Here is a 19,896-nt window from a genome sequence, read left to right as displayed (position 1 = left end):
CACCAAACCAGTTTGCTTGACGACCATAGAGCTGTGGAACCACCTGAATCCTTTCCGAACTCAGAAGTGAAACGCAGCATCGCCGATGGTAGTGTGGGGCTTCCCCATGTGAGAGTAGGTCATCGTCAAGCTCTTATCCAAAACCCCTGATCGCTTACGCGGTCAGGGGTTTTTTCGTTACGAGCTTGCCGAGCACGTCAAGGTCGAGCGCGACCCCGGTCTAACCCAAAACCCCAGCAGGGAAACCTGCTGGGGTTTTTCTTTATGCGCGGTTTATTCCCTGTTGCCCTGTTGGGTTATGGGTAGAATACGTGGGTCTCTGTTACTGATATCGGGCCCATGTGACAGGCGATGCACCGAAGGTGCCAGCCTGCAGCGCCGCAGGCGTGGCGAAGCCAGACAACGCGCAGCGTTGGACTCACTGAGGTCATCGTCTCTGCTAATCAAGCACTCCATATATAATCTTCATCCCAGCACCGCTACCCATGCGGGCGGGCCGTCGGAGTGCCATATCACTGCGCTTCCGGATGCAGCGCTCCCATCACTCTATTTTATTTGTCACCAATATCGTATGGTCAGAATACGCCGTTTAGGGATTTTCTGATGATGGATTCTGCTACTTATCCACAGTTGTTTGCTCCGTTAAAAGAGCGCCAGCGGGCGCTGCGAGACACGATGCCAGAGCATCTGGATCTTCGTATTCACCGGGCGCTGAGCTGGTTACATCGGGCTGAGCAATGCGAGGACGACGATGGGGCTTTTATCTTTCTCTGGATTGCTTTGAATGCGGCTTATGCCAATGATAACCACGGCGATCCCGAGCCTGATCAGACGGCATTCCAGTTTTTCATCAAGCGGATTGTTAACCTGGATAAGAGCGGTCACATCGGTGATCTTGTCTGGGATACCTATCAAACGGCCATCAAGCATCTGTTGGATAACGAATTTGTTTACCAGCGCTATTGGGATTACCAGAATCACAAGCCGGGCATTGATGAATGGCAGATCAGTTTTAACCGTGCCCGGGATCGTTCGAAGTCAGCGCTGGTGAATCAGCGCACTGACGAGGTGTTGAACATCGTGATGGAGCGGCTGTACACACTGCGAAACCAGCTTGTACACGGCGGTGCGACCTGTGGCGGCAAGGTTAATCGTAGTCAGGTTATCGATGGCCGAAGGATTCTCGGCTCGCTGGTTCCGGTCATTATCGGTGTGATGCTGGATAATGCTACTGAGCACTGGGGTGAGCCTTTCTATCAGGTTCGTAAAAGCTGATTAATGAAAATCATGTGATGCCACATCCAGTTCGTCGATGGCCTGGCTAAGGTCGGTAAGCCGGTAGGCGATCAGGTGGACGATGCCGCTGCTGTCGTCTTTTTCGACTTTGCCGTAAACCTGCAGGATACGGGCCTGGGTAAGTTCTTTCAGTTGTTGTTTGGCGAGTGTTAGCCATACCACGACATTGGTGTTGCCGGTTTCGTCCTCTAACGTAAGGAAGGTCACTCCGGCTGAAGTGCCAGGGCGTTGGCGGCAGGTAACCAGTCCACACACCCTGACTTCGGATTCGTGGGCGGCGGTACGTAGCGACATGGCGGTGTGGCTGTCGCCCAGTTTGCCTTGTTCTCTTAGGATTTCGATGGGGTGACGCCCCAGTGTCAGTCCTAACGACTGGTAGTCTGCCAGCAGGTTTTCTACTTCGTTGGGGCTACCGAACGGCCATTGAAACGACAGTGCTGCGCTATGGGTTGTGGACAACAGATCATTTTGCAGAGGCTCTGCCACCATCCAGCTGGCTTGTTGGCGTTGGTAGTCCAGGCTGGCAAAGGCGTTGGCGGCCGCCAGCGCGGCCAGTTCGTGAGCGTCCAGTCCCGACAGGTAACGGCATTGTTGAATGTCCTTGTAGCTTCCGGCCAGTGCTTCCCCATTCGTGTTACTTACTGGCCGGCGTTTTACCACCAATTCTGCACCTTCTTTGGATAGCCCCCGCACCAGACGCAATCCCAGTTGCAGTTGCGGTTTGCCATTGCGATACACCACCTGATGGTCGACCTGGCTGGCGTTGATATCCACAGGAAGAGTGACCACTCCATGATGGCGGGCATCTTCGATCAGCTGTGCGGGGCTGTAAAACCCCATGGGTTGGCTATTGAGCAAAGCGCAGCAGAACTCAGTGGGGTAGTGGCATTTCATCCAGGCGGTGACATAGACCAGCAAGGCAAAGCTGGCGGCGTGGGATTCGGGAAAGCCGTATTCGCCAAAGCCTTCCAGCTGGCGTTGGATGCGTTGAATGTACTCATCGCTAAAGCCTTTCTGTTTCATGGTGGTAGCCAACCGCAGTTGCAGCCTGTGCATATGGCCTTTCTTGCGCCAGCTGGCCATGGAGCGCCGTAGCAGATCGGCTTCAGCAGCACTGAAGTCGGCAGCGACCATGGCAAAAGCAATCACCTGCTCCTGAAACAGGGGCACCCCTAACGTGCGTTCCAGAATCGGTTTCAGGGCGGGCAATGGGTAATCCGCTGCTTCTTCGCCGTTACGCCGTCGCAGATACGGGTGCACCATATCGCCATGAATCGGGCCGGGACGGACGATGGAGACTTCGACCACCAGGTCGTAATAACAGCTGGGTTTCAGTCGGGGCAGCATGTTCATCTGGGCGCGGCTTTCTACCTGAAAGACGCCAACGGAATCTGCCCGTTGCAGCATTTGGTAGGTGGCTGGGTCGCTGCGGGGAATGTCGGCCAATCCGAATGGCTTGCCTTGCTGGTCACTGATCATCTGCAGGCAGCGGCGAATCGCCGTCAGCATGCCGAGGCTAAGCACATCCACTTTCATTAGCCCCATGGTTTCAAGGTCTTCCTTGTCCCATTGGATCACGGTGCGGTCGGCCATACTGGCGTTTTCGATCGGTACCAGATCGGTCAAGGCGCCTTCGGTAATCACAAAGCCACCCACGTGTTGGGACAAGTGGCGGGGAAAGCCCAGAATCTCTTCGATGCGTTGTTTGAATTGCTGCATCAGATTGGCGTTGCCTAAAGAGGGATCGATAAAGTCGTCCAGCCAGTCCTTGCCGCGATAACGCCAGCCGAAGTTGGCAATCACGTGTTCCAGCTGCATCAGGTTCAGCCCCAATGCCTTGCCAATATCCCGTACCGCGCTCTTGGGGCGGTAGGAAATTACGGTGGCGGCCAGTGCGGCGCGTTCACGGCCGTATTTCCGGTAAATGTACTGGATCACTTCTTCGCGGCGCTGGCTTTCAAAGTCGACATCGATGTCAGGCGGCTCTTTGCGTTCTTCGGAAATAAAGCGCTCAAACAGCAGGCTGACTTCAACGGGGTTTACTTCCGTGATGCCCAGGCAGTAACACACCACGGAATTAGCTGCCGAGCCACGCCCCTGACACAGAATGTCGTTGCGTTTGGCGTATTGAACGATGTCGTGAATGGTGAGGAAGTACTGCTCGTATTCTTTCTTCTGAATCAGTGCCAGCTCTTTGTTGATGGTGGCCTGAACCTCCTCTGGAGTGCCGTCGGGAAAGCGCAGGCGTTGGCCTTGTTCAACCTGATGGCGTAGCCAGGCTGTCGGGTTTTGATCGGTGGGAACGGTGTCTCTTGGGTAGCGATAGCAAATTTCGTCCAGGCGAAATTGGCAGCGCTCGGCAATTTCAACGGTAGATGCCAGCAATTTGGCATCATACAGGTGTGCCAGTTTGCTGTGGGAACGAAGGTGCCGCTCACCATTGCTGAACAGCAAATCAGGGATCTCACTGACGGCCTTGTTGTGACGAATGGCCGTCAGGCAGTCTTGCAGCGGTTGGCGGCCGGGGTGGTGACAATGGACCTGACTGGCGCATGTGACTGGCATGTCGAGGCTGTGCGCCAGAGCCATGACCTGATCGTATTGGTGCGGATCGTGTTCATCAAGCAGTCGCTCGGCCAGTAACCAGCAGCGGTTATGGAAATGCTCCGGCAGTTGTTGTAGCAAGGGCTGGCTGCTGAAGGTATTGGCGGCGGGTCGCCACAGTAGCAGCAGGTGTTTGCTGTCCAGCAGTTGTTCCGGATTGAACAGATATTCCCCTTTGGGCGCAGAACGTCGACAGGCAGTGATCAAACGGCACAGCTCGCTGTAACCGTTAAGGCTGGGAGCCAGCAGCACGAAACAATGATTCTGCCAATGGAATTCAGCGCCAATGATCAGTTTTGGGGCGGGCTGATCCGGGTGCGCTTGTTGCCAGTCTTGCAGTGCTTGCCAACCTCGAACCACACCGGCAACCGAGCACTCATCGGTAATGGCTAACGAGTGATAGCCGAGCTCCGCAGCACGCACCACCAGTTCTTCCGGATGGGAAGCGCCACGCAGAAAACTGAAGTTACTGACGCAGTGCAGCTCGGCGTAAGGAAATACGGCGTAAGGCAATACAGCAGTGGTTGAAGAGGTATGCGTTGTGGTCATCCAAATAGCCCCTGAATAAACCAGCCTTTGCTGGCATCACGGTAGATCCACAGCAGCTGCCCGGATTGCAGGCTGAGGTAATAATCCCGCCGCACGGTTATGCCGTCCCACCAACCGCTGCTGATACGCTCCGGCCGATGCAGGATCAAGGTGTCCTCATGGGGCTGAGGGCAGGGAATCGGGGTATCAAGCAACCATATTGGGCGTAGCAGGCCTTTGCGGATAACAGCCGCCTGTGGATGACGATGACTGTCGAGCAGTTGACCGGCGATTTCCGGACGCGGGTCGGCATTGGCTTGCAGGTAAAACAGCTGTTGATGTTGCAAGCGGGCCTGCAAGCGATTCAGCAGACTGTCATCGAGTACCCCAGAGGCCTCGTCCATGGTGTCTGTTGTACCGGCGGTTCCCAGTAACTTGTCCCAATGATTGTTCTGACCCTGTTTGCCTTTGGCTCGCAGGGGATACATGTCTTCAAAGTGGTCGACGCACAATCGCAGCGAGGTGACCGGAGCGGGCAGGGTGTGATGCTCGAAGCGGTAACGAACCAATGCCAACAGCTCTTGTTCCCGGTGTTCGGCACGGGCAAAGCTGAGCCGCCATTCGGTGGTTGGCTGATGTCGATGTTTGAGCCGCAAAATCAGGGTGCGGGTACTGAGTTGGCGTTGCTGCAGAAAGCTGCTGAGTGCAGCCAGTAACGGCCGTAAGGGAAACAGCAGGCCGTTTTGATGTTCAACTTCTTCAATAAAAAACGCGTCCTGACGGAACCGCAAGGGCGGCTCAAACCAGCTCATTGGCTGCTGTTTGTGGCCCTGAATGCGCTCAAGGTAGTCGACCAGCTCAATGCCGTAACGCACCGCCAGGTCGGCCAGTGGCAAGCGCACCAGATCGCCGAGGGTTTTGGCACCTACGCGTTGCAGCTTCAGTTGCAGGCTTTCATCCAGTTGCAGCTGCGCCAACGTCAGGCCATGCAGTTGCTGGCGAATCCAGTGTTTATCGCTGTTAGGCAGGCCGATGTGGTTAATGGCCAGCAGCCGGGCGGCTTGAGCCGCTTGAGCCACACCGAGCTGAATTGGCCATTGCGTTGGGGCTTCGCGCAGCAGCCGCTGCCAGAGGGATTCCAGCCCGCCGAACAGCTTCAGCATGGAGCCAATTTCCAGCCACAGCCCTTGCGGTGGATCGAGGCAAATCTGCGCCGAATAGCGATAGGCCCACAGGGCTTTCTGCTCCAGTAACTGTTGTTGCTGTATGTCATCCAGTGGCTGACAGATTAATCCCGGGCACAGGCTGCAGGCCGTGGCCATCGACATATCGACGGTGACACCAGCTTTGCGAGCAGGCTCATTGAGCTGTTCGACGTGCTGATGCCTGGCTCCCAACAGGGCCACCGGCTGATCGTCCGGAATCAGCAGGCTGTGCAGGTAGAGGTCGGGGAAATGCAGGTATAACCACAGCGGCGTCATGGCGAGGCCCTGTCAGTTGGCCGAGCCGAGTCGGGCAACGGACGGCAAGCGCACGGCTTTGTGGGCCGGAAAGCGGTCGTTGGCTGGCATCGGGGTGCCGCTGGCCTGTGTGATATCGACGATAAAGTCCTTGCCGGGCCAGCTGCCACGGCGCTTGAAGCATTGCACTTGCAGCTGGCGGGCAGACAGGCGTTGTACGCCAAGGCGTAAAGCTGCCGGTGAACCACTGGCATCAAAACCGGTTTGTGGCCAAACCCAGCAGTGGCTATCGGCATCTGCCGCAGCGATTTGCAGGCGGCGAATATGCTGCTTGTGCCATTCTCCCAGCCAACCCAGAACCGCACTGCAATGACCGCTGCGCAGGCCTTCTTCCAGGCACCAGATGGCTTCTTTGTAGCTTTTGGGGCGCACCACCAGAATGTGTTTCAGGTTAACCCCTGCCTGACTGAGCGTCGGCGCGTAAGGAATGGCCGGTGGCGCTACCCACAGAATCCAGCGGGGCTGCTGGCTGAGTTTGGCCAATGCCGGAAGAATCAGGCTCAGCTCACCGGTGCCGAGGCCTTGCTGGTAAATCTCGCACAGCTGCCCGGCCTGCCAGCCGCCGCCGGGCAACTGGGCATCCAGCTCCGGAAAACCACTGGAGACCTGCTTGCGGGCAAACTCCGGCTGGCGTCTGGCCTGCCAGACATCACCACGGTCCAGCACCTGATCGAGTACCGAATGGGAAGCAGGGTCGTTGGCTGTATGGGAGCGGGATTCAGGAAGCATGTGCTACGCCTTGCGCCGATGACGCGATAAAATCAAAAGTACTGTATAAATAAACAGTATTTGGTTTTGGCTTGCAAGTGTCTGTGCGTCTGAATGGGACGATTGGTCATTTCCCGACGGCTGTGTTTGGGCGCTGATGCTCATCAGTGAGGATCAAAAATAAGCGTAATTCGGCGACTGCAACTACTGCGGCCACTGGGGTGTCTGCGTATAATCAATGAGTGACACGGACGGCTCCGAGAGGGCTGTTCTGATGTGTGCGCCAGCACGATGACAATCGATATTTATACTTACAAACGTGCGCACAACCCCAAATTTGCAGGAGAGAGCATCATGAGTACGCCAGATCGTTTGGTCATTTTCGATACCACTATGCGCGACGGTGAACAGAGCCCGGGCGCGTCCATGACCAGGGAAGAAAAGGTTCGTATCGGCAAGGCGCTGGAAAAAATGCGTGTTGACGTGATCGAAGCCGGTTTTGCGGCGGCCTCTCCAGGCGATTTTGCCTCCATCGAAGCGGTGGCTGCGGCAGTGCGTGAAAGCACGGTGTGCAGTCTGGCCCGTGCGGTGGATAACGATATTGAACGTGCGGCCGCCTCGCTGGCGAAAGCCGAACGCGCCCGTATTCATACCTTCATTGCGACCTCGCCAATCCACATGCAATACAAGCTGCGGATGCAGCCGGATCAGGTGGTTGAGCAGGCGGTTTATGCGGTGAAGAAAGCCCGCAGTTTTGTGGAAGACGTCGAGTTCTCCTGTGAAGACGCCGGTCGCTCTGACATGGACTTCCTCTGTCGCATCATTGAAGCGGCTATCAACGCCGGTGCTCGTACCATCAACATTCCGGACACCGTGGGTTACGCCATTCCGGAAGAGTTTGGCTACAAGATCAAGACCCTGCTGGAACGCATTCCAAACGCCGACAAGGCGATTTTCTCGGTGCACTGTCACAACGATCTCGGTCTGGCGGTAGCCAACTCGTTGGCGGCGGTTGCCAACGGTGCCCGTCAGGTGGAATGCACGATTAACGGTCTGGGTGAACGTGCCGGTAACGCGGCGCTGGAAGAGATTGTGATGGGTACTCGTACCCGCTCTGATCTGTTCAACATTGAAACCAACATCGACACCACCCACATCGTGCCGACTTCTCGTCTGGTATCCACCGTGACCGGTTTCCCGGTACAGCCCAACAAGGCGATTGTGGGTGCCAACGCCTTTGCTCATGAGTCCGGTATTCACCAGGACGGCGTGCTGAAGCACCGTGAAACCTACGAAATCATGAAAGCCGAAGACGTAGGCTGGGGCGCCAACAAGATGGTGATGGGCAAGCACTCCGGGCGTGCGGCGTTCCGTAGTCGTCTGGAAGAGCTGGGCGTCAGCTTTGAAACCGACGCCGCCTTGAACGAAGCCTTTGCCCGCTTCAAGGATCTGGCCGACAAGAAACACGAAATCTTCGACGAAGACCTGCAAGCACTGGTGAGCGAAACCGTTGCGGATATCGCCCCGGACGTGTTCAAGCTGGTGTCCCTGTCCAGTCAGTCTGCTACCGGTGAAACCCCGGTCGCCGAGCTGGTGGTCAGCAAGGACGGCACTGAACATAAAGTACGTGGCGAAGGCAGTGGCCCGGTTGATGCGGCATTGAAAGCCATCGAACAGGTGGCCGAATCCGGTGCCAGCCTGCAACTGTATTCCGTGAATGCCATTACCCAGGGCACGGATTCACAGGGCGAAGTGACCGTACGTCTGGAAAAAGGCGGTCGTATTGTGAATGGCAACGGCGCGGATACCGACATTGTGGTGGCTTCCGCCAAGGCGTACATTCACGCCCTCAACATGCTGCATTCCAATGTGGTGCGTCAGCATCCACAGAATGACGGCGTTTAAGCGGAGTTGATGTTGTTCCATGCGTGAGGCCGTTCGTCAGCAGTATTTGCAAGCCATGGGCATTCCGGTGTGGGTTCCACGTCAGGAATTGCCCAATGCTGCCCCCAGTAACCTGTTACCGGTATTGGGGGAAGGCACCCACTTGCACGGCACCGGCGATATGTCTGCCGATCATTTACCTGCGGCCGGTGACAGCCAGCGCGGCGCGCACATGGCAGCTCAGTTGTTGGGCGGTGCTGCTCCTGCTCCGGTTACACCAGCACCTGCACCGGCGAATCCAACGCCTGCAGCGGCTGCCGAGCGTCCGGCACAGGCTGCTCCGGTTTCTTCCGTCACTCCTGCCAGTACAGAGGCCGATACGCCGGTCGTGGATCGACCAGCGACTGCGCCACAGACGACTGCGGTAGCGCAAGACAAGGCCGCTTCACTGGATGGCAAAATCGACCCAACCGATCTGACGCCGCCGCGTTTTGAGCTGCACTTTGTGAAGTTCGGTGATGCCGTGGTGTGGGTCTGTGACGACTTCAATGAGCTGGGTAACCTGTTGGCCTTTGCGCCACGGGTGTGCGCCGCCATGGGTTGGGAAGTGTTGCGGGGCGAGCCGGTGATGTTCCGCTGGCCTTTTATTGAAAATGCCCGTGAAGACCAAAGTGCAGCAGTGGCTGAACAAGCCCTGCGAGCGCAGTGGAATTTCTTTGCCCACCATGGTGCCAAACTGGCAATTGGTTTGGGCACCAATGCCCGTCGCTGGTTACAGCACATCGACGTACCCGGTGCTTATATGGATCACAGCGTCCTGACGGTCATGCAGCAAGGGGCGCTGAAAAAACAGCTGTGGCAACAACTACTGACGGTGCGGAATCTGGCCAATGACAGTTAAAACCGGCGCGGATTATCAGGTTCAGGCGGCTGTTGTGGCTGATCTTGATCGACTGATGGACATTGAAAACCGCAGCCATTATCACCCCTGGAGTCGGGCCACCATGAGCCGCTATCTGGAGCGCAACGGCGTAATCTGGAAGCTGGTCGATCCTGCCACAGAGCAGCTGGTGGCATTTGCGGTTGTTACCCAGATTGCCGGTGAGGCCGAGCTGCTGACCTTTGCGGTAGAGCCAGACCTGCGTGGTCGTGGCCTTGGCCAGCAGCTGTTGCAGCAAATGCTCGATATGGTCGAACAGGGCGGTTGCAGCCAGATGTTTCTGGAAGTACGGGAAAGCAATGCTGCGGCGATTGCCGTGTATGAAAAACTTGGATTTTGTCAGGTGGGGGTTCGCCCCAATTATTACCCGGCCAGTAATGGCCGCGAAGACGCCCTGCTGTATTGTCAGGAGCTGCTTGCCTGACCTCTGATCGTATCGGAGCCAGACCATGACACCAGCCTTTCCAGCCTGGACTTTTGCCGTATTCGCCGCGCTCAGTGTGCTGACGCTGGGCTACAGCATTTACAGCTATCGTTGGCAGGCGCTACGGGAAAATCGCACCGCACAGCATTTGTTTTACGGCAGTGTGGTGGTGCTGGTGATGTTGTGGATGTCGAAAGCCGGCATTCTGCCTGGGCTGGAATTTCACGTACTGGGTCTGACCGCCGCGACCCTGATGATGGGCTGGCGACTGGCCTTGCTGGCCGCCGCCTTGATGCAGCTTGGGCTGCTGTTGCTGGGAGCCACTCACTGGACCGATTTCGGTTATCACCTGCTGATCCAGAATGCCTTGCCAATTGCCTTTACCTGGCAGTTTTACTCGTTGGTGTACAAGCGTCTGCCGCACAATCCGTTTGTTTACATTCTGGTGGCAGGCTTTCTTAACGCCGGTTTTACCCATGCGTTTCTGGATGTGTTGCAGAGTCTGGCGTATCTAGCCAGCGGCGACTATACGCTGGCCAAGGTGTGGCACGACTACCTGCGCTACTTGCCGCTGATGATGTTTCCGGAGGGCGTGGTGAACGGCATGTTCATCGCCGGAATGGTGGCGTTTCATACCGAGTGGCTGAGTACCTTTAACGAAGATTCGTATTTCAAATAGCGGGCTGTTTCGTTCCTTTAGCTGTAACAGGGCGGAGCTTGAAGCATCGGATCATCCTTCCACCTTGCGCTTCCCAATGCTTGGGTGAAAATGACGCTCCTGCTTTTAGGCTTCTACATGCCAGTCTAGAGAATGTTCCGTTCAGAGGGCGATCTGGAAAACACACCAATCTGGCTGTTGGGATCAACCTGTTGGCGCTGCTTGTGGGTGGCGTCGGCCCACCACATCAGCTGGTCAAAGGTACGGCCAAAATAGTCCTGCCAGCGTTCGCTGTCTTCTCCAGCCATCAGGCTGCCATCTTCTGCAAACACCTCCTGCGCTTTGGGCAAATGCACCATGGCGGATACCGGCAAGCAGCCCAGCTCGGACAAAAACGTCCGCATACCGACGGCGGCGCGCATGCCACCCCATTGGCCTGCGGAGTAGGTCACGATGGCGCTGGGTTTGTAGGAAAACAACGAGCTGCCAAAGTGGTTCAGCAGGTTGGCCAATGCCGGACTCATGCTGTGGTTGTATTCCGGGCTGACCATAACGTAGCCATCGGCGCTGCGGATTTTCTCGGCCAGTGCATCCAGCAATGGCGGGACCTGACGTTTGGAATAGGCGAAGTGTGGTTTGAACACCGGTTCTAACGGGTAGTCGAGCGGGTCGATCAGCTCAAAGCTGTGCTCTTCTGCGTGGGCGTTAAAGCGGGCTTGCAGCTGTTGCAGGCAGGCCAGCGCGACACGTTCACCCAAGCGGGCCGGACGGGGTGGGGTGCTGTTGCGGACGCTGCCAAGGAAAACCAGAAACTTCATGTTAGTCCTTTGTTTATCGTGGGGCGTATTTTTGCAACTTTCGCTGCAAGGTTCGACGGTGCATGTTCAGCGCCCGGGCGGTGGCTGAAATGTTGCCTTCGTTTTCATTCAGCACCCGTTGGATGTGCTCCCACTCCAGCCGATCGACCGACATAATTTCCCCTTCGGGTTCTGCGTTGGTGGCCGATGGGTTGTCTGTCGTGGTCTGGCTGTCGCTGCCAAAGGCGGCGATCAGTTCCTGTAAGGTGGCCGGTTTGTGCAGGTAGTTGTGGGCCCCCAGTTTGATGGCCTCGACCGCAGTGGCAATGCTGGCGTAGCCGGTCAGCATGACGATACGCAGGTTGGGTTGTTGCTTCAGCAGGGGGGCAATCAGCCGCAAACCGGATTCCTGCTCCATACGCAAATCCAGGGTTGCCCAGTCGGGCTGGAATGTCTGCTGGGTAGCTAACGCCTGTTTGCCATTGCTGGCGGCAGCAGTGTGATAGCCCTGCCGTTCCAGGCTACGACACATCACCTGGCTGAAGTGTTGGTCATCGTCGATCACCAGAATGCGCTGCAGGTTCATCGGTTGGCTCCAGAATCAGGTGGCGTGGCGGTTGTGTTACTGGATGTTGTGTTGCTTGTTGTGTTGCTACTGGCGTTTGTGTGAACCGGCAAACGCAGTTTGCACAGGCTGCCGCCGTTATCCTGCGCGTGTAATTCAATGCTGCCGCCAAATTGCTCGACGCTGGCGTTGCTCAGGTAAAGGCCAATGCCGAGGCCGCTTTGCTTGTCGCTTTGATAGGGCACGTATTGGCTTAGCTGATGGGCGGCGTCGGGGTCGTTCTGGCAAATATCCAGACACCAGAACCCATCCGTCGTCTGGCAGCTGAGCTGAACGGTGTCGCTACCGGCTTCGGCAGCGTTATCGAGCAGGTTCAGCAAGGCCTGATCCAGCAAGGGCGAGGTTTGAATGGGGGCGCTGTTCTGCGACATATTGGCGGCGCTTTCAAAACGCGCTTTGGGGTGACTCAGTTGCCAGCGTTGCAGGTTGCTGTGCAGCCATTCGTGGGCCGGTTGAACACGTGCCGTGCGGGCTTCACGGCCCTGTTTGGCCAGCTGCTGCAACGACTGCTGGCAGCGCTGCACCTGCTGCAATAACAGGTCGAGGTCTTTTTCCAGTACCGGGTTCTGACTGACGGAATCGCCGTCGAGCAGGTCTTCCAGCACCATGCCCATGGTCATCAGCGGTGTTCCCATTTCATGGGCGGTACCGGCTGCCAGGGTACCAATACCGATCAATTGTTCGTTCTTGAGTTGTTGTTCACGCAGTTGCTGGATTTCCTGCTGCTGACGCTGGCGGGTGCGCATTAATTGGGGAATCAGGGTCACCAGAATCAGCGCGCTGATCACAAAGGTCAGCCACATGCCCGACAGGTGCCAGCTGGCCAACGACATATGATCCATGTCCTGCACGTGGCTCATGCCGTCCAGTTCGCTCAGCAGGATTGGCTGATACCAGACGGCCAGAATGCTGTAGTCCAGAATGCCGAGGGCGGCAATCCAGATTGACTGATTCCAGGGCAGCCCCCAGGCGGCAATGACGATCAGCACCAGAAAGTAGGAAATTAACGGGTTGGTGGCTCCGCCGGTGAAAAACAGCAAGCCGGTGAATAGCTGGCATTCAATGGTCAGGAAAACAAATAACTGCCAGTCGCGGATCGACTTGCGGGTCAACTGCGACTGGGTGAATACCAGCAATGGCAGATACAGCGCCAACAGCGCCCAGGCCGGTTGCAGGTTATCGGCGCCGTGAAATTGCAGGTAACCGATGAACATCAGCCAGATAAAGGCGATGGCCAATTGCAGCAGCGCCACACGCTGCAGGATAGGGTTCAGGTGGTTTCTGTCGGCCGCTGACATAGGAACACGCTTTTGCAAAACAGAGGGGCAGTATACGGAGTTTCCGGAGGCGGGCGCAGCGGCTGACGACGGACAGCGTGCGACGCTTTGTCTCACCTGTGGCTTGAGCCCGTCGATTGCATTTATGGCAACGGGTTATTCCACGCGCGCAGCAGCAGACTGCTATAGAATACCGGCCCTTTTGTTCCGGTACCGGGCCATCAACGTCGATGAGTCCTGTGCCATCTGCGCCTTTGTGCGCTGGAGACTGTGTATGCCCCTTTCCGCTGCGGTCAAGGCCGACCTCACGCTGGTACTGGTAACCCTGCTGGCTGGCGTAGGCTGGATTTTCTCAAAAGAAGCGTTGGCCGGGATTGCCCCCATTACCTTTATTTTCCTGCGCTTCACCAGCGGTGGACTGGTGTTGGCCGCGGCCGGTCATAAGCAGCTGGCCGCCATGAGTTCGCAGAGCTGGGGCCGGGCGATTCGTTCAGGGCTCAGTTTCGGGGTGGCAATGACCTTCTGGATTCTGGGGTTGAAGTACGGCCAGCATTTGGGCGTTGGGGCCTTCCTGACCAGTTTGGGGGCGGTGCTGGTGCCCGTGGTTGGCTGGTTTATGGGTGATAAACCGGCCCGTTCGGCCTGGGTTTCGGTGGCCATTGCGGCGCTGGGACTGGCCTGCTTGTCGCTGGATGGCAACTTTGTGTTTGGGCTGGGGGAGCTGAGCTTTCTGATGGCGGCGTTGCTGTTCTCTTTCACCTTTGTACTCACCAGTCGTGCCGCAGCCATGACTCCAGCGGTGGCGCTGTCGTCGATTCAATTATTGATGGTAGGGCTGGTGGCCTTGCCAGTACTGCTATTGATGGAAACCTGGCAACTGCCGTCGGCTGTGGATATCTGGCTGTGGGTCGGTTTGAGTGTGGTGCTGGCAACCTGCGGCCGGTTCTTTCTGCAGGTGTGGGCACAGGGAAAAACTTCGCCCAGTTCAGCGGCGGTTATCATGGTGCTGGAGCCGGTCTGGACGGCGCTGTTGGCGGCGGCGTGGTTTGGTGAGCAAACCACGCCGATGCAGCTGGTGGGCTGTGTGTTGATCTTTGTTGCTCTGCTGGCCAGCCGCTGGCGTGCGGTATTGGCCGTTGCTCGCAAGCTGCTGCCGTAGGAGTTCTGACCTTTTTCGGACAACTGACCGAGCGTTAGATGGCGTGGTCCAGATACAGGTGGGTATTGGTCACGCTGGCAACTTGTTGCAGGTAGGTCATCACCGCTGGCGGAATGTTCAGGTCTTTCACCATGGTCAGGTTGCGCAGCGTCGGGTAAATGATCACGTCGCTCCAGCTGATCTGCTGCTGGTGGTCGGCTGGCAGGCTCAGAGCCGGTAGCTGCGCCAGTGTGGTTTCCACCATGGCCTTATGGTGTTCGGTGTCTGCCAATGCCTGTTCGAACGTCTGTTCGATGATGGCTTCTTTCTTGTTCTGGAAGTAATCCCGCGATGCCTGACTGGCAAACTCCGGCAACCCGAGGTTGATGTTGCGCGGGAACAGCAGGCAACGAATGGATTTGCGCACGCCATCCAGCAAGGCCATGGCGGCCTGTTCCTGCTCCGGACGGGCGTCCAGAATCACCGCAGCAGGGTCTCCCAGTTCATCAAAACGGGCACACACATCGAGGCTTTCGGCCATCGCGGTGCCGTCGTCCAATTCCAGAATCGGCACCATCTTGGCGCCGATCAAATCAAAGCAGGTCGGCTCGTCGTCGTTGGCCAGAAACACCTTTTCGTGCTCAACCTGTTTGTAGTTGGCCACCATGTCGGCGCGAACGCAAAAAGGGCAATGGTGATACTGATACAGCTTCATCGGGCTTCCTTTCAGGGGCATAGATAAGTCAGGGAGTAGTTTTTCCGAATACCGGTTAGACGCCAGTATGCAGAGTGGTGGCGAGGCTGAACAGTCGGGCCTCTGCAACAAAGCATTGTTTTGTGGGGTGGGTCAGGTTGGGCTGGACCGGGTTGTAGTTGCTTGCAGCCAGCTGTGCGGTTTGATGAATCTTTGGTCATTAGGGTATCAGGCTCGGGCGATGTGGGCGGTTACACTGCCGCAACAGGCTGCTTTGGGGAGTGGCCGGAGAATAAAAAAGCACCGACCTGATGGCGGAAATGCGTATGTCTGAATGCCCACGTCTTTTGTTGCTGGAGCCGGATGCCAGCATGCGACTGCTGTTGCAGGCCTATCTGGAAACGGCTGGTTTTGATGTTCACAGTGTCGCCAGTATGGCGGTGCTGTCTTCGCCGGATTGCTGTCCCAAGGCGGACATGCTGGTGCTGGCGAATGTGTCCTTGCCGCAACTGCTGACACTGCGCCAGCACAGTGACCTTCCCGTGGTTGTATTGAGCGATGGCGACAGCCCGGAAGAACTTCGTCTGCAAATGCTGGAGGCCGGTGCTGATGAATACCTCAGCAAACCGCTGAATCCTCGCGAGCTGGTGGCCCGTTGCCGGGCCATGTTACGCAGGTTCCATCGTACTGCGGGACGTTCCTTTACCTCTGAAGATCACACCGAAGAGACTCCTGGCACACCACGTTTCCTGTGTTTTGACGGCTATTGTCTGGATACCGTGGCGCGTCATTTATTGAATCCGCAGGGCCAGCTGGTGGAGCTGTCGGGTGGTGAATACCAGCTGTTGATGCTGCTGCTGGACAGTAAGGGTCAGGTTGTCAGCCGCGAAACCATTGCCAACATGACCCGTGGGCGCGGAAATTTACCAATGGATCGGTTTATCGATGTGCAAATCAGTCGACTGCGGCGGCGATTGGCGGCTTCTGCACCTGAGCCACAACAACCTGGTTGTGGTCGTTCGCAGTTGATCAAAACCGTGCGGGGCCAGGGTTATGTGCTGGCGGCGGATGTTCAGGGGCGGGATGCTCTGAATCCTGGTGGCATAAGCCAGGGTGAAAGTCAGCTGGACGGGTTGGAAGAGTCCACTGTGGTGGCACATTCAGCGGTACCAGCGCAGCCCTCTGCACAACACAGGTTGCTGGCGCTGGTGGATCGTCAATGGCAGGGCTACGCTGTCGCGTCGTCTTCGCCATCGGCGTAGCGGGTGTCTTTCAGACTGTCCTTGATCTTCTTCAAATGGTGCTGGAAATCGGAACCGCGACGCAGGGTTACGCCGGTTGCCAGCACATCCAGAATAATCAGCTGCACAATGCGGGACGTCATTGGCATGTAGTGGTCAGTGTCTTCTGGTGTTGGGAACGACAGGTGTACGCTGCACACATTTGCCAGTGGCGAATCATTGGCAGTCAGACCAATCACCGTCGCGCCGTTGGCGCGGGCGATCTTGGCAATTTCCACCATGTCGCGGGTGCGGCCGGTGTAGGAAATCGCCACAATCACATCACCGGTATGAGCGGCAGCGGCCACCATACGCATCATCAGTACGTCATCGTACGACATCACCGGCAGGTTAAAGCGGAAAAACTTGTGCTGGGCATCCATCGCCACCGGGCCTGATGCGCCCAGCCCGAAGAACGAAATCTGTTTGGCCTGAATCAGAAAATCGACGGCTTTCTCTACCGCGCCGACATCAATTTTCTTGCGGGCATTGTCCATTGCGGCAATGGTCGAGGTGAAAATCTTGTCGGTGTATTCCTCGGCATCGTCGTCGGCATCCACATTACGGCTGACATACGGCGTACCGGTGGCCAGGCTTTGGGCCAGCTGGATTTTGAAATCGGGGAAGCCGGAGGTATCAAAGTTACGACAAAAGCGGTTAACCGTCGGCTCACTTACCAAAGACGCACTGGCCAACGCCGAAATGCTCATGCGGGTCGCCGCCTTGGGGTCGTTCAGAATAACGTCTGCAACCTTGCGTTCAGACTTGTTCAGGCTGTCCAGTCGTTCGCCTATTTGATCCAGTAAGCTCATACAGCCTCTCTGCCACGGGTATTGCGTATTGTGTGGTTATTTTACTACCTCGAACCGCCGAATATACCCAGAAGCGGCCCTGCTGGGCAAGTCACCCCGCTTTGAGGGTGGGCTGGCCGTCCATGGGGTTTATGGCTCATATCTTCCTCGTTATTGCAATTGATACAAATCAATATTTGAAAACACTTCTCATTTGTTTGTATTATTTGCCGCAACTAATAGTTGTTCTCATTTGCATTATGTTTCAGGAACTTTTCTTCTCGGCCAGCGGCTGGGTGCTTTGGCTGCTGTCATTCATGTCTGTGTTGTCTCTGGCTGCGATGGCCTACGTAGGTCTTGCGTTATTGCGTGCGGGGCTGTCCACCAACGATCAACAGCTGCAGCAGCTACGCCAACAGCAGAATCCCTTTTCAGCTGCATCAGCTTCTTCGACTGTGCCGGCTGCGCTGATGCGCTTTGCAGAAACCTTGCCTGCCTATGATGAATCTCGTCTGGTGGCCTACGCTGCTTTGCTGCTGGATCGTCAGCGGGCTGGTATGAGGGTGTTAGAAGTGGTTGCAGCAGCGGCACCTTTGGCCGGACTGCTGGGCACGGTGATTGGCATGATCGAAGCGTTCCAGGCCCTGCAGGCGGCGGGCAGTCAGGTTGACCCTGCGCAGTTGTCCGGTGGTATCTGGCAGGCGTTGCTGACCACGGCAGCGGGCCTGGTTGTGGCATTGCCAGCTCTGACCGCGTGGCATGTATTCGACCGTCGATTCGAAGCGGGCCGTTTGTGCCTGAACCAGTTGCTGGCGGAGCTGCCAGCGTTCAAGGCCAACGCGAGCTGAGGCAGTTCCATGGGTGCCGCCATTCCAGTATCTGCATCGCGCAAGCCAGGGATAGGGCTGACGCCGCTCATTGATATCGTCTTTATCTTGCTGGTGTTTTTTATGCTGGTGGTGCAGTTCCAGAAGTTGCAACAGCGAGAGTTGGTGACTCATGAATCCGGTGCGGCAGTAGTGGAGAGTAGTGATCAGCTGCCGGTGGTGGTGTCGCTGTTGGCGGCCATCAGTGATGACGCGACGAGTCTGTGTCAGTTGCGTGTGGGTCAAACCACTAGGACAGCAGGCTGTGAAACTCTGGTTGCTGAGCTGTCCAGTGTGCCCGACGTTGCCCGTGCGCTAGCGGCGGGGAATGGCCTTGTGATGGCCTTTCACGACGAGGCCGTTCTGACCGATATTCTGACGCTGCGATCGGCATTGGAAGGTCGTTATCCACAGGTTCAGCTGGTGTTGGAGTCACCTGATGCTACGCCAACCACAAGCGAGCAGGTGGCCAGCGATGATTGAGGTGCCAGTATCCAATCGCCCGGCAATTGAGCCGGTGCTGCCGCTGATTAACGTGGTGTTTCTGCTACTGATTTTCTTCATGGTGGCCGGTCAATTCTCTGGCCAATCGCCACAGGGCATCGAGCTGGCTGATGATGCGGGTGATGTGCGTCAGACTGTCGCTGAGTCCGTTACCCTGGCGTTACACCACAATGGTGAGTTGCGGAATAGCGAAGGCCTGGTGCTCATCGATTTTGCAGAGCCTGAACGGCTTTCTGCATCCATCAGCCTGCAAGGTGAACGGATTGAGCTGATGGCCGACCGCCAGTTGCGCGGTATGCATCTGCGAGCGGCCATACGTTGGCTGAATGGTCAGGGTGTTGAGCAGGTGCTGCTGATCAGCAAGGAGGTTCGCTGATGCGCCTCTCTGACAAGTTGCTGGCTATCGGAATTGCACTGGCGGCTCACGCCGGTCTGGCGTTTGCGCTGTGGCCTGTAGACGAGCAGCTGGTTGGTGAATCCGACGTATCTGCGCTGCAAGGGCGGGGCGGTGATGCCAGCCAGTCGGTATTGCTGCAACTGCCGGTGTTGGCTGCGGTTTCTGTGCCTGAGCCAGTTGCTGCAGCAGTAACAACTCCTGTCGCCCCTGCTGTTAAAACGCCTGCTGCCCCCAAAAATGAGCCCGTAGCCGTGGTAACACGTGCTGAACCGCAGGCCGTTGCGGAAAAACACGACAAGCAACCCAAAGAATACACTGACACCAGGTCTGAGCCTGAAACGAAGCCAGAGCCTGTCGAGCCAACACCCATAGCCGACACTGTCGTGCCAGATGCTGCCGTGACAGAAGTTGCAGTGAAAGAAGTTGCAGTGAAAGACAGTGCAGAGCCAAAACAAACACTTCCTGAACTCGCAGAGCAGCCAGCTCCTCAGCCGCAGCGTGTGACGCCAACGTCACAACAAAGCCGGCCGTCAGTCGCCGCCCGCCAGCAGGCTGGAGGCGCTCGCGCAGGGCAGGTTGGCAATGACGGTGATCAGGCTCAACAAACGGCCTGGAATGACTATAAACAGACAGTGTTTCAAACCATCAACGCCCGTCAGAGCTATCCCAAACAAGCCCGTCTGCGCCGGGAAGAAGGCGTGGTGAAAGTCCGATTTCGCGTTCAGCGCGATGGCCGTATTGGCCATTTTGAGCTGATTCGCAAAAGTAAAAGCAAGCGTCTGAATCGCAGTGCGCAGGACCTGTTCAGTGAGCTGAGGCTCCCGGAACCCACGGAAGGCATACACAACAAGCTGCCAGCAACCATGACGATTTCACTGGAATACAACCTGGATAAGCAGGCGTAAGCCTGCCAAGCGGGGCCCCTCTGAATAACTCTGCACTGCTCTCGGCTTGCCCTACCTCTT

The 19,896-nt window shown here is 56.8% G+C and carries 19 protein-coding genes and 1 rRNA gene; 12 read left to right on the top strand and 8 right to left on the bottom strand.

Features of this window, described 5'->3' with window-relative positions; translation table 11 throughout:
* Positions 1–15: 15 nt before the first annotated feature.
* Positions 16–131 (top strand): 5S ribosomal RNA (gene rrf, locus G516_RS0111550).
* A 472-nt stretch (positions 132–603) separates the two neighbouring features.
* Positions 604–1,275, top strand: a complete 672-nt coding sequence (locus G516_RS0111545) for a HEPN domain-containing protein (RefSeq protein WP_245582661.1) — start codon at positions 604–606, stop codon at positions 1,273–1,275.
* On the opposite strand, the gene G516_RS0111540 is transcribed toward G516_RS0111545, so the two are convergent.
* From G516_RS0111540 to imuA, 3 genes are read right to left on the bottom strand one after another with little or no spacing between them, the layout of a single operon-like run.
* Positions 1,276–4,449, bottom strand: coding sequence for an error-prone DNA polymerase (locus G516_RS0111540; RefSeq protein ID WP_051219326.1), 3,174 nt, complete (start codon positions 4,447–4,449; stop codon positions 1,276–1,278).
* Complete coding sequence (locus G516_RS0111535) at positions 4,446–5,909, bottom strand: Y-family DNA polymerase (RefSeq protein WP_028293794.1); 1,464 nt, start codon at positions 5,907–5,909, stop codon at positions 4,446–4,448. The genes G516_RS0111540 and G516_RS0111535 overlap by 4 nt, the downstream gene beginning before the upstream one ends.
* Positions 5,910–5,921: 12 nt before the next feature.
* On the bottom strand, positions 5,922–6,677 hold the full coding sequence (imuA, locus tag G516_RS22150) for a translesion DNA synthesis-associated protein ImuA (protein WP_051219324.1): 756 nt from the start codon (positions 6,675–6,677) through the stop codon (positions 5,922–5,924).
* Positions 6,678–7,010: 333 nt separating this feature from the next.
* Here imuA and G516_RS0111525 point away from each other — a divergent pair, with 333 nt between their 5' ends.
* From G516_RS0111525 to G516_RS0111510, 4 genes are read left to right on the top strand one after another with little or no spacing between them, the layout of a single operon-like run.
* Positions 7,011–8,561: a 2-isopropylmalate synthase gene (locus G516_RS0111525; RefSeq protein ID WP_028293793.1), complete on the top strand. Its 1,551-nt coding sequence runs from the start codon at positions 7,011–7,013 to the stop codon at positions 8,559–8,561.
* A gap of 19 nt (positions 8,562–8,580) precedes the next feature.
* Complete coding sequence (locus G516_RS23945) at positions 8,581–9,441, top strand: hypothetical protein (RefSeq protein ID WP_028293792.1); 861 nt, start codon at positions 8,581–8,583, stop codon at positions 9,439–9,441.
* Positions 9,431–9,904 (top strand): ribosomal protein S18-alanine N-acetyltransferase, encoded by a 474-nt coding sequence (rimI, locus tag G516_RS0111515; protein ID WP_051219322.1) that lies wholly within the window; start codon positions 9,431–9,433, stop codon positions 9,902–9,904. The genes G516_RS23945 and rimI overlap by 11 nt, the downstream gene beginning before the upstream one ends.
* Positions 9,905–9,929: 25 nt before the next feature.
* Positions 9,930–10,583, top strand: coding sequence for an energy-coupling factor ABC transporter permease (locus tag G516_RS0111510; protein WP_051219320.1), 654 nt, complete (start codon positions 9,930–9,932; stop codon positions 10,581–10,583).
* Between the two features lie 125 nt (positions 10,584–10,708).
* Here the strand turns inward: G516_RS0111510 and G516_RS0111505 are convergent, their stop codons facing one another.
* Genes G516_RS0111505 through G516_RS0111495 form a run of 3 tightly spaced genes read right to left on the bottom strand, consistent with a single transcriptional unit; the run spans position 10,709 to position 13,282 of the window.
* On the bottom strand, positions 10,709–11,380 hold the full coding sequence (locus G516_RS0111505; RefSeq protein ID WP_028293789.1) for an NADPH-dependent FMN reductase: 672 nt from the start codon (positions 11,378–11,380) through the stop codon (positions 10,709–10,711).
* Between the two features lie 13 nt (positions 11,381–11,393).
* A complete protein-coding gene (locus G516_RS0111500; RefSeq protein WP_028293788.1) occupies positions 11,394–11,945 on the bottom strand; it encodes a response regulator transcription factor in 552 nt (183 codons plus the stop codon).
* Positions 11,942–13,282: an ATP-binding protein gene (locus G516_RS0111495; protein ID WP_028293787.1), complete on the bottom strand. Its 1,341-nt coding sequence runs from the start codon at positions 13,280–13,282 to the stop codon at positions 11,942–11,944. The genes G516_RS0111500 and G516_RS0111495 overlap by 4 nt, the downstream gene beginning before the upstream one ends.
* Before the next feature lie 253 nt (positions 13,283–13,535).
* On the opposite strand from G516_RS0111495, the gene G516_RS0111490 reads away from it, so the two are divergent.
* Positions 13,536–14,420: a DMT family transporter gene (locus G516_RS0111490; protein ID WP_028293786.1), complete on the top strand. Its 885-nt coding sequence runs from the start codon at positions 13,536–13,538 to the stop codon at positions 14,418–14,420.
* A 34-nt stretch (positions 14,421–14,454) separates the two neighbouring features.
* Here the strand turns inward: G516_RS0111490 and grxB are convergent, their stop codons facing one another.
* On the bottom strand, positions 14,455–15,114 hold the full coding sequence (gene grxB, locus G516_RS0111485) for a glutaredoxin 2 (RefSeq protein WP_028293785.1): 660 nt from the start codon (positions 15,112–15,114) through the stop codon (positions 14,455–14,457).
* A 305-nt stretch (positions 15,115–15,419) separates the two neighbouring features.
* On the opposite strand from grxB, the gene G516_RS22140 reads away from it, so the two are divergent.
* Complete coding sequence (locus tag G516_RS22140) at positions 15,420–16,355, top strand: response regulator transcription factor (protein WP_169449530.1); 936 nt, start codon at positions 15,420–15,422, stop codon at positions 16,353–16,355.
* On the opposite strand, the gene G516_RS0111475 is transcribed toward G516_RS22140, so the two are convergent.
* Positions 16,322–17,185, bottom strand: coding sequence for a MurR/RpiR family transcriptional regulator (locus G516_RS0111475; RefSeq protein WP_028293784.1), 864 nt, complete (start codon positions 17,183–17,185; stop codon positions 16,322–16,324). The two genes, G516_RS22140 and G516_RS0111475, sit on opposite strands and share 34 nt — an antisense overlap.
* 122 nt (positions 17,186–17,307) lie before the next feature.
* On the opposite strand from G516_RS0111475, the gene G516_RS22135 reads away from it, so the two are divergent.
* Genes G516_RS22135 through G516_RS0111455 form a run of 4 tightly spaced genes read left to right on the top strand, consistent with a single transcriptional unit; the run spans position 17,308 to position 19,836 of the window.
* Positions 17,308–18,012, top strand: coding sequence for a MotA/TolQ/ExbB proton channel family protein (locus G516_RS22135; RefSeq protein ID WP_245582660.1), 705 nt, complete (start codon positions 17,308–17,310; stop codon positions 18,010–18,012).
* A 9-nt stretch (positions 18,013–18,021) separates the two neighbouring features.
* Positions 18,022–18,513: an ExbD/TolR family protein gene (locus tag G516_RS24975; protein WP_036536061.1), complete on the top strand. Its 492-nt coding sequence runs from the start codon at positions 18,022–18,024 to the stop codon at positions 18,511–18,513.
* Positions 18,506–18,910, top strand: a complete 405-nt coding sequence (locus G516_RS0111460) for an ExbD/TolR family protein (protein WP_028293783.1) — start codon at positions 18,506–18,508, stop codon at positions 18,908–18,910. The genes G516_RS24975 and G516_RS0111460 overlap by 8 nt, the downstream gene beginning before the upstream one ends.
* On the top strand, positions 18,910–19,836 hold the full coding sequence (locus G516_RS0111455; RefSeq protein WP_028293782.1) for a TonB family protein: 927 nt from the start codon (positions 18,910–18,912) through the stop codon (positions 19,834–19,836). Before G516_RS0111460 ends, G516_RS0111455 begins: the two co-directional genes overlap by 1 nt.
* Positions 19,837–19,896: the final 60 nt, after the last annotated feature.

This window comes from Oceanobacter kriegii DSM 6294 (genome assembly GCF_000422845.1).
Classification (GTDB): Bacteria; Pseudomonadota; Gammaproteobacteria; order Pseudomonadales; family Oceanobacteraceae; genus Oceanobacter; species Oceanobacter kriegii.
Note: the sequence above shows the minus strand (reverse complement) of the source record. Positions and strands in the feature narration are given on the sequence as shown.

Excerpts from the sequence above, each read along its gene's own strand:
- G516_RS0111510 (WP_051219320.1), top strand. The coding sequence starts at position 9,930 with ATGACACCAGCCTTTCCAGCCTGGACTTTTGCCGTATTCGCCGCGCTC.
- G516_RS22140 (WP_169449530.1), top strand. The coding sequence starts at position 15,420 with ATGTCTGAATGCCCACGTCTTTTGTTGCTGGAGCCGGATGCCAGCATG.
- G516_RS23945 (WP_028293792.1), top strand. The coding sequence starts at position 8,581 with ATGCGTGAGGCCGTTCGTCAGCAGTATTTGCAAGCCATGGGCATTCCG.
- G516_RS0111490 (WP_028293786.1), top strand. The coding sequence starts at position 13,536 with ATGCCCCTTTCCGCTGCGGTCAAGGCCGACCTCACGCTGGTACTGGTA.
- G516_RS22135 (WP_245582660.1), top strand. The coding sequence starts at position 17,308 with ATGGGGTTTATGGCTCATATCTTCCTCGTTATTGCAATTGATACAAAT.
- G516_RS0111460 (WP_028293783.1), top strand. The coding sequence starts at position 18,506 with ATGATTGAGGTGCCAGTATCCAATCGCCCGGCAATTGAGCCGGTGCTG.
- G516_RS0111535 (WP_028293794.1), bottom strand. The coding sequence starts at position 5,909 with ATGACGCCGCTGTGGTTATACCTGCATTTCCCCGACCTCTACCTGCAC.
- G516_RS0111455 (WP_028293782.1), top strand. The coding sequence starts at position 18,910 with ATGCGCCTCTCTGACAAGTTGCTGGCTATCGGAATTGCACTGGCGGCT.
- G516_RS0111495 (WP_028293787.1), bottom strand. The coding sequence starts at position 13,282 with ATGTCAGCGGCCGACAGAAACCACCTGAACCCTATCCTGCAGCGTGTG.
- grxB (WP_028293785.1), bottom strand. The coding sequence starts at position 15,114 with ATGAAGCTGTATCAGTATCACCATTGCCCTTTTTGCGTTCGCGCCGAC.
- G516_RS24975 (WP_036536061.1), top strand. The coding sequence starts at position 18,022 with ATGGGTGCCGCCATTCCAGTATCTGCATCGCGCAAGCCAGGGATAGGG.
- imuA (WP_051219324.1), bottom strand. The coding sequence starts at position 6,677 with ATGCTTCCTGAATCCCGCTCCCATACAGCCAACGACCCTGCTTCCCAT.
- G516_RS0111475 (WP_028293784.1), bottom strand. The coding sequence starts at position 17,185 with ATGAGCTTACTGGATCAAATAGGCGAACGACTGGACAGCCTGAACAAG.
- G516_RS0111545 (WP_245582661.1), top strand. The coding sequence starts at position 604 with ATGATGGATTCTGCTACTTATCCACAGTTGTTTGCTCCGTTAAAAGAG.
- G516_RS0111500 (WP_028293788.1), bottom strand. The coding sequence starts at position 11,945 with ATGAACCTGCAGCGCATTCTGGTGATCGACGATGACCAACACTTCAGC.
- G516_RS0111505 (WP_028293789.1), bottom strand. The coding sequence starts at position 11,380 with ATGAAGTTTCTGGTTTTCCTTGGCAGCGTCCGCAACAGCACCCCACCC.
- G516_RS0111525 (WP_028293793.1), top strand. The coding sequence starts at position 7,011 with ATGAGTACGCCAGATCGTTTGGTCATTTTCGATACCACTATGCGCGAC.
- rimI (WP_051219322.1), top strand. The coding sequence starts at position 9,431 with ATGACAGTTAAAACCGGCGCGGATTATCAGGTTCAGGCGGCTGTTGTG.
- G516_RS0111540 (WP_051219326.1), bottom strand. The coding sequence starts at position 4,449 with ATGACCACAACGCATACCTCTTCAACCACTGCTGTATTGCCTTACGCC.